The organism is Streptomyces polyasparticus (assembly GCF_014493765.1).
Lineage (GTDB): Bacteria > Actinomycetota > Actinomycetes > Streptomycetales > Streptomycetaceae > Streptomyces > Streptomyces polyasparticus.
This window is the reverse complement of record NZ_JACTVJ010000004.1, coordinates 248342-264946: the sequence shown is the minus strand read 5'-3', so window position 1 is coordinate 264946 and position 16605 is coordinate 248342. Positions and strand designations below refer to the sequence as shown.

At 70.4% G+C, this 16605-nt stretch carries 15 protein-coding genes; 7 read left to right on the top strand and 8 right to left on the bottom strand.

Annotation, left to right across the window (positions count from 1 at the left end; genetic code table 11):
- Positions 1-189: 189 nt before the first annotated feature.
- Entirely contained in the window at positions 190-3513 is a 3324-nt protein-coding gene (locus tag H9Y04_RS05510; protein WP_187812521.1) for a S8 family peptidase, read from the top strand.
- A gap of 82 nt (positions 3514-3595) precedes the next feature.
- Here H9Y04_RS05510 and H9Y04_RS05505 read toward each other — a convergent pair whose 3' ends face one another.
- From H9Y04_RS05505 to H9Y04_RS05495, 3 genes are all read right to left on the bottom strand, one after another.
- Positions 3596-5470 carry an ABC transporter ATP-binding protein gene (locus tag H9Y04_RS05505; protein WP_214660941.1) on the bottom strand — a complete coding sequence of 625 codons (1875 nt, stop codon included), beginning with the start codon at positions 5468-5470 and terminating at the stop codon, positions 3596-3598.
- 227 nt (positions 5471-5697) lie between these two features.
- Positions 5698-6138, bottom strand: a complete 441-nt coding sequence (locus tag H9Y04_RS05500; RefSeq protein ID WP_187812519.1) for a hypothetical protein — start codon at positions 6136-6138, stop codon at positions 5698-5700.
- A gap of 2 nt (positions 6139-6140) precedes the next feature.
- Positions 6141-6683 (bottom strand): ATP-binding protein, encoded by a 543-nt coding sequence (locus tag H9Y04_RS05495; protein ID WP_308800867.1) that lies wholly within the window; start codon positions 6681-6683, stop codon positions 6141-6143.
- A 246-nt stretch (positions 6684-6929) separates the two neighbouring features.
- Between H9Y04_RS05495 and H9Y04_RS05490 the strand changes: the two genes are divergently transcribed.
- The 3 genes from H9Y04_RS05490 (at position 6930) to H9Y04_RS05480 (ending at position 8993) form a co-directional block, all read left to right on the top strand.
- Positions 6930-7790, top strand: a complete 861-nt coding sequence (locus H9Y04_RS05490) for a Sco1979 family transcriptional regulator (protein ID WP_187812517.1) — start codon at positions 6930-6932, stop codon at positions 7788-7790.
- Positions 7791-7831: 41 nt separating this feature from the next.
- Positions 7832-8095, top strand: a complete 264-nt coding sequence (locus H9Y04_RS05485; RefSeq protein WP_236070602.1) for a DUF397 domain-containing protein — start codon at positions 7832-7834, stop codon at positions 8093-8095.
- Positions 8096-8171: 76 nt separating this feature from the next.
- Positions 8172-8993 carry an SAM-dependent methyltransferase gene (locus H9Y04_RS05480; RefSeq protein WP_187812516.1) on the top strand — a complete coding sequence of 274 codons (822 nt, stop codon included), beginning with the start codon at positions 8172-8174 and terminating at the stop codon, positions 8991-8993.
- Between the two features lie 33 nt (positions 8994-9026).
- Here the strand turns inward: H9Y04_RS05480 and H9Y04_RS05475 are convergent, their stop codons facing one another.
- On the bottom strand, positions 9027-10007 hold the full coding sequence (locus H9Y04_RS05475; protein WP_187812515.1) for an SGNH/GDSL hydrolase family protein: 981 nt from the start codon (positions 10005-10007) through the stop codon (positions 9027-9029).
- A gap of 119 nt (positions 10008-10126) precedes the next feature.
- Positions 10127-11614, bottom strand: coding sequence for a glutamate synthase subunit beta (locus tag H9Y04_RS05470; protein ID WP_187812514.1), 1488 nt, complete (start codon positions 11612-11614; stop codon positions 10127-10129).
- Between the two features lie 208 nt (positions 11615-11822).
- Between H9Y04_RS05470 and H9Y04_RS05465 the strand changes: the two genes are divergently transcribed.
- Positions 11823-12785, top strand: coding sequence for a D-2-hydroxyacid dehydrogenase family protein (locus H9Y04_RS05465; RefSeq protein ID WP_187812513.1), 963 nt, complete (start codon positions 11823-11825; stop codon positions 12783-12785).
- A gap of 221 nt (positions 12786-13006) precedes the next feature.
- Here the strand turns inward: H9Y04_RS05465 and H9Y04_RS05460 are convergent, their stop codons facing one another.
- Positions 13007-13780: a DUF2293 domain-containing protein gene (locus H9Y04_RS05460; protein WP_187812512.1), complete on the bottom strand. Its 774-nt coding sequence runs from the start codon at positions 13778-13780 to the stop codon at positions 13007-13009.
- A 112-nt stretch (positions 13781-13892) separates the two neighbouring features.
- Positions 13893-14375 carry an anthrone oxygenase family protein gene (locus H9Y04_RS05455; protein WP_187812511.1) on the bottom strand — a complete coding sequence of 161 codons (483 nt, stop codon included), beginning with the start codon at positions 14373-14375 and terminating at the stop codon, positions 13893-13895.
- Positions 14376-14590: 215 nt separating this feature from the next.
- On the opposite strand from H9Y04_RS05455, the gene H9Y04_RS05450 reads away from it, so the two are divergent.
- On the top strand, positions 14591-15223 hold the full coding sequence (locus H9Y04_RS05450) for a nucleoside/nucleotide kinase family protein (RefSeq protein WP_187812510.1): 633 nt from the start codon (positions 14591-14593) through the stop codon (positions 15221-15223).
- Between the two features lie 179 nt (positions 15224-15402).
- The gene (locus tag H9Y04_RS05445; protein ID WP_187812509.1) at positions 15403-15822 is read left to right on the top strand and encodes a CBS domain-containing protein; all 420 of its coding nucleotides are present in this window, start codon (positions 15403-15405) and stop codon (positions 15820-15822) included.
- A 104-nt stretch (positions 15823-15926) separates the two neighbouring features.
- Here H9Y04_RS05445 and H9Y04_RS05440 read toward each other — a convergent pair whose 3' ends face one another.
- Positions 15927-16562: a hypothetical protein gene (locus H9Y04_RS05440; protein WP_187812508.1), complete on the bottom strand. Its 636-nt coding sequence runs from the start codon at positions 16560-16562 to the stop codon at positions 15927-15929.
- Positions 16563-16605 lie beyond the last annotated feature (43 nt).

Sequence of the window (16605 nt, the reverse complement as noted above, 5' to 3'; positions counted from 1 at the left end):
TTTTCCGGACGAGTTTTGCTGTGAATTTGCTTCGCAGGGCCAACTCGGGCGTTCGGTATACCAAGTCTCAATTCGCGGCGGGCGATTCCGGCATCAGGGGGAATGTCGACTTGACCGTCCGCCGCATGGTCACTCCCGGTGAGATCACGGCCTCTTGTTGCGCGTGAATCGGCCTTGAATACTGCGCCGATGCGCAGACTCGTCTACAGACCAGCCCTGGTCGCGACAGCCGCCACCGCGGTGATCGCGGCCACCATGGGTGCCACCACGCTTCCGGCGACCGCCGACGGCGCGGCCCCCGCCTCCGCGAAGGCGCCGCACAAGCCCACCCACCGCGTGCAGTTGATCACCGGTGACACGGCCGAGGTGACCGGCGGCAAGGTGACCGGATTTCGCCCCGCGCCCGGCCGCGAGGACATCCCGGTCCGGATCGCCGACAATGGCGGGCGCTCCCTGGTGATCCCGCTCGACGCCGAGCGCCTCATCGCCGAAGGCGTGCTCGACCAGCGGCTCTTCGATGCCGAACTGCTCGCCGCACCGGCCGCGCGCAAGGCGTACAAGAAGGGCCTGAAGGTCATCGTCGGCTACCGGGGCGCGGCGGCCACCGCCCGTGCCGAGGTGAGCGACGCCGGCGGCACCGAGGTCCGCCGCGACCTGAAGTCGCTCAACGCCGAGGCCGTGACCACCCCGGCGAAGGACCTCCCCGAGCTCTGGAACTCGCTCACGGCCAGGAACGGCCTCGCCGCCACGACGGGTGTCAGGAACGTCTGGCTCGACGCGCCGGTCAAGGCCCGACTCGACGTCTCCATACCGCAGATCGGTGCCGACAAGGCCTGGCAGGCCGGTTACGACGGCAAGGGTGTGAAGGTCGCCGTCCTCGACACCGGAGTCGACGAGACCCACCCCGACCTCGTCGGACAGCAGCTCGTCGAGAAGAACTTCTCCGCCTCCGCCGACACCAAGGACCGCCAGGGCCACGGCACCCACGTGGCTTCTACCGTCGCCGGTACGGGTGCCAAGTCCGGCGGCAAGTTCAAGGGTGTCGCCCCCGGTGCCGGACTGATCGACGGCAAGGTCCTCGACGACACGGGCAGCGGCGAGGAGTCGGACATCATCGAGGCCATCGAGTGGGCCGTCGGCGAGGGCGCCGACATCGTGTCCATGAGCCTCGGCGGCCCGGACGCCCCCGGCGTGGAACCGCTGGAAGAGGCCGTCAACACGTACACCGAGAACAACGGCGTGCTGTTCACCGTCGCGGCGGGCAACGAGGGCCCCGGCGCCTCCACCGTCGGCTCCCCGGGAGCGGCGGACGGCGCGCTCACCGTCGGTGCGGTGGACGACAACGATGCCATGGCGAGCTTCTCCAGCCGCGGCCCGCGCGTCGGCGACGGTGCCATCAAGCCCGACGTCACCGCGCCCGGTGTCGACATCACCGCCGCTTCCGCCCCTGGGAACTCCATCGCTGCCGAGGTCGGCGAGAACCCCGAGGGCTACATGACCATCTCGGGTACGTCGATGGCCACCCCGCACGTCGCGGGCGCCGCGGCGATCCTCAAGCAGCAGCACCCGGACTGGAAGGCCGCCGAGCTCAAGGGCGTCCTGACCGGTTCCACCAAGGACGGCGGCTTCACCGCGTTCGAGCAGGGCGCCGGCCGTATCCAGGTCGACAAGGCGATCGCGCAGGGCGTGTACGCGAGCCCGACCTCGCTCAGCCTCGGCAAGGCCGCCTGGCCGCACGAGGACGACGCGCCGATCGACCGCAAGGTGACCTACCGCAACACCGGTACGTCCGACGTCACCCTCGACCTCTCCGTCGCGGGCAAGGGTCCCAAGGGCGAGGCGGCCCCGGCCGGCATGTTCGGGGTCGCCCCGGCGCAGCTCACCGTGCCCGCGGGCGGCACCGCGGAGGCCACGTTCACCGCGGACACCTCTGTCGAGGCGGCCGACGGCCAGTACAGCGCGGCCATCACCGCGACCGGAGGCGGCCAGAGCGTCCGTACGGCCGCCGCGGTGGAGCGCGAGGTGGCCAGCTACACGGTCTCGCTGGAGCAGTTGGGCCGTGACGGCAAGGCGGCCGCTCACTTCCAGACCTATGTGACCGCTCTGACCGGCGTGGCGGCGGGCCAGGAGTTCACCTTCGACGAGGCGTCGAGCAGCACCGAACTGCGTCTGCCCGTCGGCGAGTACAGCGTCCAGAGCATGGTCATCGCCGATCGCGCCGACCTGTCCAAGGGCCTCGACTGGATCGCCCAGCCCCGTCTGAAGGTCGACGGCGACACCAAGGTGACCTTCGACGCCCGTACGGCCAAGCCCGTGGACATCACCGTCCCCGACGCCAAGGCCGTCCCCGAGCAGGCCTATGCCGCGTACGAGGTGCAGGGCCCGTCGTTCCCGCTGACCATCGGCTGGCGCCTGGAGTCGTACGCGAACTTCCGCTCCGCCCATCTCGGCGGCGACCTGGCCGACGGCCAGCTGCTCAACCAGGTGTGGGACGCCGACTTCGCGGTGGGCGAGGACACGCAGTACTCGGTGGTCTACGGCGGTGCGCGCAAGCGTCTCGACGACGGCTTCACCAAGCAGGTGCAGCCCGGGGAACTGGCCCGGATCGAGGCGGGCATGGGGGTGCTCGCGCCTGGCAAGACGGCCTGGCTGTCGGCGATCGGCTCGGTGACCGGTATCTCCGGCTTCACCTCCGGCCGGTTCGTGGCCGCACCCACGACGCAGCACCTGTACGTGTCGGCCGCGGACAACGCCGACTGGAGCCTCTTCGCCGACCAGCTGGGCGATCCGCTGCCCAACGGATGGCTGCCGTCGGAAACCTCGTACCAGATCTACTTCGCGAAGTACGCGGCGGGCCGCACCTACGGCATCCCCTTCAACACCGGGGTGCACGGGCCGGTTCTGGACGGCAGCCGGTCCATCACGCGCTCCGGCGACACGCTCTACGCCTTCCAGGACGTGTTCGCGGACGGGGCCGGCCACCGGGGCGGCTCGGAGGGGGTCACGGCGACCACGACGCTGTACCGCAACGGCGTGAAGCTCGCCGAGAACGACTCGGAGATCGCCTTCGAGTCCTTCCCGCTGCCGAAGGAGGACGCCGAGTACACGCTCAGCACCTCGCAGACGCGCGCCAACCGCAAGATGTTCCAGGTGGCCACGCGGATCGACGCGAGCTGGACCTTCCGCTCCAAGAGCGGGGACAAGGCGGCGCCGGTCTCGGTGGTCCGCTTCCACCCCGCCGTGGACCTGGAGTCGAAGGTCAAGGCGCACCGGCCGCTCCTGATGCCGGTGGAGATCCAGGGCGCGGCCGCGGCCGAGGGCAACCTCAAGTCGCTCACCGTCGAGGCCAGTTACGACGGCGGCCGGCACTGGACCAAGCTGCCCAAGGTCCTCGGCAAGTACGCGCTGCTCGCGCCGGCCGCGGGCAAGGGTGTCACGCTGCGCGCCGAGGTCACCGACCAGCAGGGCAACGTCTCGAAGGTCACGGTGTACGACGCGTTCCTGGGACGCTGAGACGGACGCGCTCCTCGGACGCTGAGTGAAGTGACCGCCTAGTGGCCGGGCTCCCCGCAAAGGGAGCCCGGCCACCATGCGTTCAGGACTCCGCGAACTGCTTGGCCTGCAGGCCGTACAGCTCCGCGTACACACCGCCGCTGTCGAGCAGCTCCCGCGGCGTCCCCGACTCCACGAGCCGCCCGCCCTGCAGGACATGCACCAGATCCGCATGCCGTACGGACGCGAGGCGGTGGGTGATCAGGATGACCGTCTGGCCGGAACCCGCCAACGAGCGGATGCGGTCGAAGACTTCGAGCTCCGCACGCGCGTCGAGCGCCGCCGTCGGCTCGTCCACGATCAGGATGCCGCCGCGGCGGTACGCGGCGCGGGCGATGCCCAGCCGCTGCCACTGTCCGCCCGACAGTTCATGACCGCCGGTGAACACCCGTACCAGAAGGGTCTCCAGGCCGCGCGGGAGATCCGCCACCACCTCGTCCGCACCTGCCTCGCCCACCGAGCGCGCGAGCCGCTCCTCGGTCAGCTCGGCGGACGGCCGGCCGATGGCGATATTGACCTTCGCCGTGAACGGCCAGCGCTTGAAGTCCTGCGCCACCATGGCGATCCGCTCCGCCAGCTGCCGCCGGTCCGCGCCCGCCGTGTCCACACCGTCCCACCAGATGGTGCCCTGCTGCGGGGTGTAGAGACCGGCGAGCAGCTTGACGAGGGTGGTCTTGCCCGAGCCGTTCTCGCCGACCAGCGCGATGATCTTGCCGGTGGGCAGCGAGAGCGAGATGTCGTCGAGCGCGGGGCGTTCCTTGGCGCTCTTCGGATAGCGGAAGGTGACCCTGTCGAAGCGAATCTCCCGTGGTTCTGCGGGAAGTTCGGTGCCGCCGACCGGCACCGTCCGTGTCTCGGCCTCCTTGTGCATCTTCTCCAGATCGCCCACGAACAGGGCGTTCTCATGCAGTTCGGTGACCTCCAGGACCAGCGTGTTGAGGTTCGCCGAGCCCGTGCGGATCGCGATGACCGCAGTACCCGCCACGGCGAGCGACATCGCTCCCGTCAACAGCAGCGCGCCAAGCGTCGTATACGTGGCGGCCGTGGCGAGTCCCGTCCAGGCGGCCGCGACCAGGCTCGTGCGGGCCCCGAGGCGGGCGAGCCGGGTCTGTTCGGCCTCGGCGGACTGGGACATGGCGCGGAAGTGCCGCAGCAGGAAGGGCCCGACGCCGTGCACCCGGATCTCGGGGGCGGCACGGGACTCGGTCAGCAGACTGCTGAGCAGGCGTCCTGCCCGGGCGTGCTGCACCCAGGCGTGGAAGGAGCGGTAGCGCCTGCGGGCGTTGGTCAGCGCGGACCAGGCGCTCGGCAGCGTCATCGTCGCCAGGAGCGGCAGAAGCAGCGGATGCAGCACGGTCAGCACACTCGCCGCCGCGATCAGCGAGATCGCCGCGTTCACCACGCGCGTGGCGAGCGAGACCATCCGCCGTGCCGAAGCCGCACCATACTGCGCGGTGTCGAGCAGCTTGTGGAACGCGTCGTCCTCGATCGCCGACAGCTCCACCGACGCCGCGCGCTCCAAGTACTGCTCGGTGGCGACCCGTTCGACCTTGGGCTCGAGGCGGCCGGTGGCGTACAAGGAAGCAGAGCGCAGCAGCGCAGAGACGAACAGGACGCAGGCGACCGTGATGAGGGCGGGTGCGGCCTGGCGCAGCCGCTCCTCCATCGGAGCGTCGCCCATCAGGCGGCCGAGCACGCTGTTGACCGCGAGCAGACTCACCGCCTGGGCGAGTCCGCGGCCGAGTTCCGCCGAGACCACGATGCGGGCGGCCTGCCGGTCGGCTCCCCATGCGAGCCGGAGGCTGGCGGCGATCAGGGCGGGGAAGCGGCGAAGGAGGGCTCTGAAGTCCAGCTCCAGGGCGGCCTCTTCGTGCTTGGCCCAGCCGGTGTCGTAGCGCAGCGGGCCGCCGAAGAGCAGCTGCTCCGAGTCCGATGTCGCGCTTTCGGGTCTGCTGGGTGCGGAAGGTGCTTTGCGTGCGGAACGTGCTTCACCAGCGGGAGATGCTTCACGTGCGGTAGTCCTGGCCCCCCAGCCGAGTCTCACTCAGACCTCCGGTTCGGATCAGGAGGTCAACTATCGCCCGGAACAAGGGATTTGGGCAGGGCGTGAACCGGCCGAGCCGCCCGCCCCTCGGATGCCCCGGCTCAGAAGCCCCCGACGCCCCCGGTGTCCCTGACGCCCTCGGCCTGCGCCGGCCGCATCCACACCGGCACGGTCCGGGTGATCCGGCAGAGAGTCAGATACAGCGGGATCGGCGGCGTGTACGGAGCGTCGCGCCGCGGCAGATGGATCAGCTGGGCGCCGCCGGAGGACGCGGGGACGAGCGCACGGGCCGCGTACCGCACCGGCTCGGGCCAGTCCAGGGACTGCTGCGAATGCGAGGGCACGATCCACCACCAGCGGTCACCGGTCGCGTACACACAGCCGACCCGGCTCATCCGGCCCATCACCTGGCGGCCGAGCTCCGCGGGCATGCCCACCGCGTCGCAGCCGAGCCGGGCATGCATGCCCTCGGGCAGCGGCAGCGGGACATCGCTGAGGCGGCGGGCGAGCGAGGTGAGCCGGTCGAGAGTCATCGCGCGCATGCTCAGCCCACCTCGGACGCGGGAGTAGGGGGAAGATCGGATACGGCGGTGCAGGGGAGATCGGATACGGCGGTGCAGGGGAGATCGGATACGGCGGTGCGGGGGAGATCCGATACGGCGTTACGAGGGAGGTCCGCCCAGACCTCGAGTCCGAGGCCGGCCTCCGCCGCGCCCCACGCGCGGCATATCGCCTGCACCAGGAGCAGCCCGCGCCCGTGGTCCTCCACGCCGTCGCGTGCGGGATGCGGGGCGGGCCGGTCGGGGCCGCAGCCCTCGTCGATGACCACTATGCGCAGCAGATCCGCGCTGCGGTCGTCGAGCAACTCGCAGACGATACGGCGGCTCGCGGTGTGCACCACGGCGTTGGTGACGAGTTCGGAGACGACGAGTGCGGCCATGTCGCGGGTCTCGTCGCACACCGCCCAGCCGAGGAGGCGGTCGTGCGTCAGTCGGCGTGCGCGAGGTACGGCCTCGGCGCCTGCGGTCAACTCGAAACGGCAACGACGGCCGAGTTCCGGTTGTGCTGCTGCATTGCCGATAGCCACGCCGGTTCCTAACGGGGCGGACGGGTTCACGCATGCCACTATCTCCCCGCCGGGAACACTTGGCAAGACGCACTCTGAAAATTGCAGAGTGCAGTGTTACACCTTGGAAGACCGTGGCACACTGCACGCACCGGCCATGGCCCGCCCGGCCTGTAACGGGTGCGGTCGCCGCGATACAGGGCGCAGTTGCCGCCGCAGCAGACCGGCGCAGGTGCCGCCGGGCAGATCGAACCGAGCGAGGTAGACGTGAGCGAACCGCGGTCCGCTCCCACCGTGGGCCAGGTCGTCCTGGGCAAACGCCTCCAGGACCTGCGCGAAAGCGCCGGGCTCAAGCGTGAGGAGGCAGCCCGGGTGCTGCGCGTCGCGCCCGCGACGGTCCGCCGCATGGAGATGGCCGAGGTCGCCTTCAAGATCCCGTACGTACAGCTCCTGTTGAAGGCGTACGGGGCCGACGAGGCGGAGACCGAGTCCTTCATCGAGCTTGCGGAGGAGGCCAACAAGCCCGGCTGGTGGCAGCGTTACCACGACATCCTGCCGAACTGGTTCTCCATGTACGTCAGCCTGGAGGGCGCGGCCAGCCTGCTGCGGTCGTACGAACCGCACTTCGTGCCCGGCCTCCTGCAGACCGAGGAGTACGCCCGTGAAGTGCTGCGGGCCGGCTCCCTCGGCAAGGTGAACGAGGAGGAGATCGACCGGCATGTGGCGCTGCGGATGCAGCGACAGGAGCTGCTCGACGGGGACGAGGCACCCCGCCTCTGGGTGATCATGGACGAGACGGTCCTGCGCCGCACCGTGGGAACGCCCGACGTGATGCGCGGGCAGGTCGACCGGCTGATCGAGGCCACCAAGCGGCCCAATGTCACCCTGCAGATCGCGGAGTTCTCCGCGGGACACCACCCCGGGACCTACGGGCCCTTCGTGCTGTTCCGGTTCGGGGTGCCCGAGCTGCAGGACATGGTCTACGCCGAGTATCTGACCGGTGCCGTCTACCTGGACCGGCGCGCCGAGGTCGTCACGTACCTCGAAGCGATGGACCGGATGGCGGCGCAGGCCGCGTCGGCACACCGTACGAAGGAGATTCTCAAGTCTCTGCGCAAGGAGCTCTGATGGGTCAACTGTCCGCGAACGGGGGCCGGATGGAGTCCAGGATGACCATGAGGACCAAGAAGGGCGAGGAAGGCCGGATATACAACGGGATGCCCGCACGTGACCTGGGCTCCGAGGGCTGGCACAAGCCCTGGAGCGGGGGCAACGGCGGCAACTGCGTCGAGGCGATGAAGCTCGCCGACGGGCGCGTGGCCATGCGGCAGTCGAACGATCCCGACGGCCCGGCACTGATCTACACCCTGGGTGAGATCCACGCGTTCATCGAGGGTGCGAAGTCGGGACAGGCCGACTTTCTCCTGTCATGATCAAAGTCAAGCGCAGCCGTAACATGCGCACCACGGGGCTCAACTCTCTCATCCACCACGGGACTTGGAGCGTCTTATGACCGGGCAAGAGGCGGCGGACCGGCAGGCTGCTGTGCAGATCGACACCAGCAAGCCGCATCCGGCCCGTATGTACGACTGGTTCCTGGGCGGCAAGGACAACTATCCGGTCGACGAGGAGATGGCCGGCCAGCTGCTTCAGATCGACCCGCGCGCCCGCGAGTTCGCCCGCGTGAACCGGGCCTTCATGCAGCGCGCGATCACCTGGCTGGCCTCCCGGGGGATCCATCAGTACCTCGACATCGGCACCGGGATACCCACCGAGCCCAACCTGCACCAGATCGCGCAGAAGACGGCTCCCGAGTCGCGGATCGTGTACTGCGACAACGATCCGATCGTGCTCGCACACGCCGAGGCGCTCCTTCGCTCCACGCCCGAGGGCCTCACCGAGTACATCCAGGCGGACGCCCGCAACCCCGAGGTCATCCTCGAACACGCCGCGAAATTCCTCGACTTCGACAAGCCCGTCGCGCTGTCGCTGCTCGCCCTTCTGCACTTCGTCTCCGACGAGGACGGCGCGTACGAGCTGGTGGACCACCTGGTCGAGCGGCTCGCGCCCGGCAGCTATGTCGTGCTGTCCCAGACCACCGGCGACTTCAACCCCGGTGGCGCGGACGAGGCCCTGGAGCTCTACAAGAAGCGCGGCCTGGTCCTCGCGCTGCGTACGCGCGAGCAGTTCGAGCGCTTCTTCCACGGGCTCGAGTTCATCGAGCCGGGCGTCTCGCTGACGGCCGAGTGGCATCCGGAGCTGGGGGAGCGGGTGCCGGTGGCCGGGGACGAACCCATTCCGGGGTACGCGGCGATGGCCCGCAAGCCCTGAGGCGTCATCGAGCCCGGCCCTGAGCGCGCCGGTCTATGCCGTACGGGTGGCGCGGACGTGGTCGCCGACTGCGTCCGCGATCGCCTTGCTGTAACGCAGGATGCCCGGTGAACGCTTGGGGCACGGCCGCGGCGTCGTCGTGGTCGGGGCCAGGCAGAAGTGCAAATAGTCGTCGTCGCGGTGCAGTTGGGTGGTATCACCGCCGGTGCAGTACTCCGGATGCGCGCGCTCGTAGCGTGTGCAGGGCAGATGCTGCACATGGGTGTAGCGGTCGCCGGAGCGGCTCACCGCGGCGCCCGCGTCGGCGGTGAGATCGCCGGCCTCCGCGGCCTGCTTCTCGTAGAGGCCGTTGATCCGGCGGATCCGGTCGGGGGTCATGGGATCGGGACCCTGGAGCACCCAGACGAGCTTGGGCCGGGCGATGCCCACGTCGGCCGCGGCCCGCTCGATCTCGGCCGTCAGGGCACGGGTGTCGGCGGCGTAGCGCTCGTAGTACGGCTCGGAACCCTGCTTGATACTGCCCATGCAAGGCGTGTAGCCCCATGAATTGCCCCAGAACTGCAGCACCACGACGGCCGGCTTCTCCTCGCGGACGAGCGCGGCCGCCTTGTGCTGGGGCGGGACCAGGGAGCGGTCCTTCGCGCTCTCCAGGTAGTCGCAGACCGTGGTGCCCGAGTACGGGGCGTTGCGGACGGCGGCCGTCTTCCGGAGCAGGTCCGTGAGGACGAGCTGGTTCTCCATGGCGAGCGAGTCGCCCAGATAGAGGGCGGGGACCGGGTCGCCTTCCGGCGCGGGTTCCTCGGCCGCGGGCTCGGGGGTGGCTGCCGGTGGCGGTGAGGCCTCGGCGGGTGGGGCGGCTTTGCCTTCAGGGTTACGGGAAGCAGGCACCGCCGGCGCCGAAGTGGCGCCCGAGGGGTCGGAGGCCACGAGCAGACGCCAGCCGAGCACGGCTACGGCGAGCAGGCCGAACACCGTGAGGGCGATGGTCACACCCGTGGTGCGCTTCCCGGCCATGGGACCCCCTGTCGCTTGCCGCTGCGCGGGACGGACGCACGAGATGGCGGTCCGAGCGCACCAAGGTGTCGTCTCCGCGCGCAAAGGTCTATAGGCAGAGGGCACTTGACACAGGTGGACTATGCCGTCAGCGGGCGGTCCGTGGGGGTGATCGGCGACGGCAGGGTGGTGCGGCCGGTCAAGTAGCGGTCCATGGCGGCCGCCGCGGCGCGGCCCTCCGCGATCGCCCAGACGATCAGCGACTGCCCGCGCGCGGCGTCGCCGGCCGCGAACACGCCCGGCACCTTCGTCGCGAACTCCGCGTCCCGTACGAGGACTCCGCGCTCGTCCACGTCGACGTCGAGTGCGTCGATGAGCCCGTCGGAACGATCGGGCCCCGAGAAGCCCAGAGCAAGAAGCACCAGATCGGCCCGGAGGGTGCGCTCGCTGCCGGGCCGCGGCCGGCGCTCCGTGTCGACCTCGACCAGATGCAACTCCCGTACGCGGCCCCGCTCGTCGCCCGTGAATCGCAGCGTCGACGCCTTGAAAAGGCGGGCATCCGCGTCCGCCTGCGGTGCCGTGGCCAGTTCCCGGGCCTCCTCGTGGGCGGCGGAGAGCCGGTAGATCTTGGGGTACACGGGCCAGGGTTCGTTCCGCTCGTCGCGTTCCGTGGCCGGCTGCGGATAGATGTCCAGCTGGGAGACCGAAGCCGCACCCTCGCGCACCGCCGTGCCGAGACAGTCCGCGCCGGTGTCGCCGCCGCCGATGATCACCACATGGCGGTCCTTCGCGGAGAGCGGGTTGGCCGGCAGATCGCCCTCGCAGACCTTGTTGGCGAGCGGCAGGTACTCCATTGCCTGATGGATGCCGTCCAACTCGCGACCGGGAAGCGGGAGTTCCCGCCAGGCCGTGGCGCCCGTCGCGAGCAGTACCGCGTCGTAGCGGTTGCGGAGATCGGCGGCCGTGAGATCGCGTCCGACGGTCACCGAGGTGCGGAACCTGGTGCCCTCGGCCTTCATCTGGCCGAGGCGGCGCTCCAGATGCACCTTCTCCATCTTGAACTCGGGGATCCCGTACCGCAGCAGCCCTCCGATCCGGTCGTCCCGCTCGTACACCACGACCGTGTGGCCCGCGCGCGTGAGCTGCTGGGCCGCGGCGAGACCGGTGGGGCCCGAGCCGACCACCGCCACCGTCTTGCCGGAGAGACGGTCCGGGGGCTGCGGCATCGCCCAGCCCCGCTCCCAGATCCGGTCGGCGATGGCGACCTCGACGTTCTTGATGGTGACCGCGGGCTGATTGATGGCGAGCACACAGCCGGACTCGCAGGGCGCGGGACACAGCCGGCCGGTGAACTCGGGGAAGTTGTTCGTCGCGTGCAGCCGGTCCGCGGCGGCCCACCAGTCGTCGCGGGCGACGAGGTCGTTCCACTCGGGGATCAGATTGCCCAGCGGGCAGGCCTGATGGCAGAACGGGATCCCGCAGTCCATACAGCGGTCCGCCTGCGTACGGATGATCGGGAGCAGCGCGCCGGGGACGTACACCTCCTGCCAGTCCCGTACCCGTTCGTCGACGGGGCGGCGCGGCCAGTCCTCGCGTCCGGCGGTGAGAAAGCCCTTGGGGTCGCCCATGGCCGGTCTCCCTTGCGGCGGCTGTAGGGGGCGGGGAGTGCTGTGGTCGGTCGGGTGGGGCCGTCGGCCCGGGGGAGCGCTGTTTTCGTCACGATACGTCGGGTCTTCCGACTCGGCACCATGCGCAGCACGGGGGTCTCGCGGCGGCTTGCGGATCATCGTTTGTACGGTGTCGGGGCCGGAGTAAACGGAACGGACAGGGGTGGCCATGACCAGGTTGCGATGTGCGGTGCTCGACGACTACCAGGGCGTGGCGGAATCGCTCGCGGACTGGTCGCGTCTCGCGGACGAGGTCGATGTGCGTTTCGTACGGCGTCATCTGGACGGGCCCGACGAGGTGGCCGCCGAGATCGGGGACTGCGAGATCGTGGTGGCGATGCGGGAGCGGACGCCGTTCCCCGCCGAGCTGTTCGAGCGGCTGCCCGCGCTGCGGCTGCTGATCACCTCCGGGATGCGCAACGCCTCGATCGACGTGGCGGCCGCCGCGCGGCACGGGGTGACGGTCTGCGGAACCCCCAGCAACTCCGAGCCGCCGGCCGAGCTGACCTGGGCCCTTCTCCTGGGGCTCGCCCGCTCGGTGACGGTGGAGGCTGAGGCCTTGCGTGCCGGTGGCGCATGGCAGTCCACGCTCGGTGCGGATCTGTACGGGCGGACGCTCGGACTGATCGGGCTGGGGAAGATCGGGGCCAAGGTGGCCCGGGTCGGGCAGGCCTTCGGGATGGAGGTCGCGGCCTGGAGCCAGAATCTGACGGCGGCACGGGCGGACGAGGTGGGCGTGCGGGCGGCTGGGTCGCTCGACGAGCTGCTCGCGTCCAGCGACTTCGTCTCGGTGCATGTGCAGTTGAGCGAGCGGACGCGGGGTCTGGTGGGTGCGGCGGAGCTCAAGCGGATGCGGCCGACGGCCTATCTGGTGAACACCTCACGCGCCGCGATCGTCGACCAGGAGGCGCTGCTGCAAGCGCTGCGCGAAGGGTGGATCGCGGGTGCGGGATCGGATGTCTTCGACACCGAACCCCTGCCCGCCGACCACCCCCTGCGCACGGCACCGAACTTCCTGGGCCTGCCGCACCTGGGCTACGTCACACGCCGGAACTACGAGGGGTACTTCACGGGGGCGGTCGAGGACATCGAAGGCTTCCTGCGCGGGGAGGCGATTCGCGTTCTGGGGTGAGGGCGGATTGGGTTCTGGAGTGAGGGCGGATCGGGTTCTCGGGTGAGGGGCGGATCGGTGGGGATCGTGCCGCGGGGTGGCGCCGCGGGACGGTGACGGTGCGGCTGTGGGCTTCCGCGCGGGGCATGCCCGGACGAAGGCCTACGCGGACGAAGGCCTACGCGGACGAAGGCCTACACGGACGAAGGCCTACACGGACGTAGGCCTTCGAGGACGTAGGCCTACGCGCGCGGGGCCCGCCTGCGCGGGGCGGGGCTTCCCTCCTGGCGCCAGGTGTCCAGGACGGCCTCCACCGTCGGCGAGACCCGGCGGCGGGCCTCGGCCCTGGGGACACCTGACATCAGCAACGCGTCGTACTCCGTGTCCACATGGCGCACCGCAGCCCGCAACGCCGCGGTGACCGCGCCGCGGTCGAGTGCCCGGCCGGCAGCACTGCGCCCGACCCGCCCGCTGCCGCGCACGGAGGCATGCTCGGCCACCGCGCGGGCCCGCTCCCGCGGACACCCCGGGAACAGCCGCCGTAGCTCGTCGGCGAACGCCGCCGTGAAGCGCACGTCCTGCTCCGCCCTGCGCACCGCATCCCGCTCCCTGCGCCGGGCCCGGGCGTCGGCATCGGCGAGACAGCGCCGCTCGGCGAGCGCGAGGGCGGCCTCCTCGACGAGGACGCCCTGCCGTTCGTACCGCCGGCGCCTGGCGTTGCGCCGCACGACCACCACGGACAGCGAACTCCCCTCCCGCGCCCGCCGGGTGAGTGCGGTGTTGCCCCGCGGCAGGTACACGAGATGCCCGAGGTCGGCGCAGTCCAGGCAGTGCGGCGCACCGTCCGCCATGACCAGGAGCGCGAGCGGTCCGGTACGGCACTCGGCACAGTGACGCCGCCCCCGCGGCTCGACGGCCACCAGGTCGGAGGCATTGAGCGGTATCCGGCCCGCCCGGGGCGACGCCCCGGGCACACCGTCCGCCGAGCCGCCGCTTCTCGTGCGTGCACGCCCCATCGACGCACCCTCCCGCCCGTTCTCCCACCACGGCCTCACCCCGCGAGGACCGGCGATGGCCCTCACCCGGCGAGGGCCGACCACGGCCCTCACCCCGCGAGGACCGCCGCCCTCACGCCGCGAGCGCCAGGATCAGCGCCAGGCAAGCCGCCAGCGCCCCGACGGCCCGTACGTGGTTCCACGCGGTCCACTCCGTGACATAGGTCTTCCACTGCTCGGCGCTCTCCGGGGACTCCGGGTCGAGCTTGTCCAGCGCGTCGTTCCTCGGGATGTTCGCCGCCACCGTCACGCCGAAACAGCCCACCAGATAGAGCGCACAGCCGATCAGCAGCTCCCACGCCCCCTTGTCGGGCCAGATCACGAAGGTCATCACGGCCACCGCCGCACTCAGCAGCGCCGTACCCATGAACACCCCGAGGAACACCGGGTTGATGATCAGCACATTGAGTTTCTGCATCGCGGTGAGGCCCTGTTTCCACGGCAGCGCACCGAGCGTCCTCATCACCGACGTGGAGAAGGCGAAGAACACACCGGCTATCAGGCCGCAGCCGAGCGCCGTCAGCAGGGTCAGCACGAAGAGCGGTCCCTCGATCATGGCAACTCCATGGTGGGTAAAGGATGTTGGATGCACCGGCCGTCACAGTGACCGCGATCTGCGCGGCAACCGCGCCGATCTTCCACGGCCGCCGGTGACACCACAAGTGAAATCCCGGAGCCCGTCCCCCGGCCATCGACCAGGCGCGCACCCCCATATGCGAGCGTCTCGCCCCGCGGCGCCCGGCATGTACGCCGCGCGGCATCATGGTCCCGATGCGACTCCAACCGATCACCTGGGAACACCTCACCGAAGCGCTCGCCGACCGTGTCCTCGGCCTCAAGGCGCAGGACGGCGGCGACTGGCTGCGCATCGGCGTGGACGGCGCACCGGCCGCGGACACCGGCCGGCTGGCCGAGGGCCTTGCGCAGGAGCTGCGTCTGCGCGGCCGCGCCCCGTTGGTCGTCGCCACCGAGGGCTTTCTGCGCCCGGCGTCACTGCGTTATGAGCACGGTCATCAGGACCCCGATTCCTATGCGGACGGCTGGTTCGACACGAACGCCCTGTGGCGCGAGGTGTTCGGCCCGCTGGAGCCCGGCGGCAGCGGGCGCGTGCTGCCCGATCTGTGGGACCCGGCCGCCGACCGGGCCACGCGCAGTGCTCCCGTCCAACTCCCTCCCGGCGGTGTGCTGTTGCTGCACGGCCCGCTGCTGCTCGGCCGCTGGTTTCCCTTCGATCTCTCGGTCCATATCCGGCTCGGGCCCGGGTCGCTGCGCCGCCGCACTCCGCAGGACCAGCACTGGACCCTCCCGGCCTTCGAGCGCTACGAGCAGGAGACCGCGCCGCACGAGACGGCCGACGTCCTCATCCGCGCCGACGACCCCCGCCACCCGGCCTGGAACGGCTGACGCACGGGTCCGAAACGACGGAACCGACATCACGCACCACCGACGGATCCGACATCACGCACCGTGACGGCCCTCCTGCCGCAGGTGCGCCCCGCAAGCACCCGGACGAGAATGGGTCCGCCGGTTCTCGCGGCGCTTCCCGTGCCGCGCCGGTTCTGCCGGACACCGGGAGGTATCCCATGACCACCGCCGCAGACATCATGCACCCCGGGGCCCAGTGGATCCCCGCCCACGAAACCCTGGACCGCGCCGCACAGCTGATGCGCACCCTCAACGTCGGCGCCCTGCCGATCAGCGACGAGAACGAACGGCTCTGCGGCATCCTCACGGACCGTGACATCGTCGTCGGCTGCGTGGCCATGGGCCACGACCCCGCGAAGGTCACCGCGGGCGAGATGGCCAAGGGCACGCCGCGCTGGATCGACGCCCAGGCCGACGTCGGCGAGGTGCTCGAGGAGATGCAGAGCCATCAGATCCGCCGGCTGCCCGTGATCGACAACAAGCGGCTCGTCGGCATGATCAGCGAGGCCGACCTCGCCAAGCATCTCTCCGAGGACCAGATCGCCACGTGGGTGGAGAGCGTCTACGCCAAGGGCTGACCCTGATCCGTCCGTCGGGCTGACCCTGATCCGTCCGTCGCGGATCCAGCCGCCCGCGAAGCCCCCTTCGCCTCACGGGAGGCCCGCTACGGTTCGAGCAATGCCTACGAAGCCCCCTTGTCCTCAAGGAACTTGAGGTCCACCTCGTCCCGGTGTCCGGCCCAGGACAGTTCGAACGTCCAGCAGCCGGGACGAGGTACGGCTATGTCCGAGGGGTATATCTCGCCGGGCCCGGAATTCGACGGGAACGAGAACTCCACGACCGGCTGCTCGGCCCCGCGCGGATGCGCCCGTATCGTCAGCGGCTTGCCCATGCGCTCCGAACGCACGAACCACAGCACCTTGTTGGCATCGCCGCCGTCCTTCAGGGCAGCGGACTTCGCCGTCATGGGGTGTTCCCACAGGAACCCCATGATCTGATCGCCCGCTCCGACGACATAGGGCAGGTCCTCCGCCGAGTCGGAGAACCCCGCCGGCTCGGGATTCCAGTGCGGCGGCGCCCCCTTCCGTATCTTCGTGGCGCCGCAGCCACCCTCCACCGTTCGCACCGCGCCCGCCCCGGCGTCGCCCTTCGAGGCTGTGGACTGCTCGGTGTCCCCGCCGGCAGGCGTCCCCGGCCGGCTCTCCTCCTGAGGCTCCGACGCGCCCGAGCACCCGGTCAGGGCCAGGACGCCGAGCAGCGCGACGAGCGCCCCGAGGCGGGCGCCGAGCCGCTTGCCGACCACGCGAATCTTCTTCATGCATTCGATACACCGCTCGGCCGCCGCGGGTTCCGCTCCTTCC

Excerpts from the sequence above, each read along its gene's own strand:
- H9Y04_RS05470 (WP_187812514.1), bottom strand. The coding sequence starts at position 11,614 with ATGGGCGACCCCAAGGGCTTTCTCACCGCCGGACGCGAGGACTGGCCG.
- H9Y04_RS05445 (WP_187812509.1), top strand. The coding sequence starts at position 15,403 with ATGACCACCGCCGCAGACATCATGCACCCCGGGGCCCAGTGGATCCCC.
- H9Y04_RS05480 (WP_187812516.1), top strand. The coding sequence starts at position 8,172 with ATGACCGGGCAAGAGGCGGCGGACCGGCAGGCTGCTGTGCAGATCGAC.
- H9Y04_RS05485 (WP_236070602.1), top strand. The coding sequence starts at position 7,832 with ATGACCATGAGGACCAAGAAGGGCGAGGAAGGCCGGATATACAACGGG.
- H9Y04_RS05475 (WP_187812515.1), bottom strand. The coding sequence starts at position 10,007 with ATGGCCGGGAAGCGCACCACGGGTGTGACCATCGCCCTCACGGTGTTC.
- H9Y04_RS05440 (WP_187812508.1), bottom strand. The coding sequence starts at position 16,562 with ATGAAGAAGATTCGCGTGGTCGGCAAGCGGCTCGGCGCCCGCCTCGGG.
- H9Y04_RS05450 (WP_187812510.1), top strand. The coding sequence starts at position 14,591 with ATGCGACTCCAACCGATCACCTGGGAACACCTCACCGAAGCGCTCGCC.
- H9Y04_RS05500 (WP_187812519.1), bottom strand. The coding sequence starts at position 6,138 with ATGCGCGCGATGACTCTCGACCGGCTCACCTCGCTCGCCCGCCGCCTC.
- H9Y04_RS05510 (WP_187812521.1), top strand. The coding sequence starts at position 190 with ATGCGCAGACTCGTCTACAGACCAGCCCTGGTCGCGACAGCCGCCACC.
- H9Y04_RS05460 (WP_187812512.1), bottom strand. The coding sequence starts at position 13,780 with ATGGGGCGTGCACGCACGAGAAGCGGCGGCTCGGCGGACGGTGTGCCC.
- H9Y04_RS05455 (WP_187812511.1), bottom strand. The coding sequence starts at position 14,375 with ATGATCGAGGGACCGCTCTTCGTGCTGACCCTGCTGACGGCGCTCGGC.
- H9Y04_RS05465 (WP_187812513.1), top strand. The coding sequence starts at position 11,823 with ATGACCAGGTTGCGATGTGCGGTGCTCGACGACTACCAGGGCGTGGCG.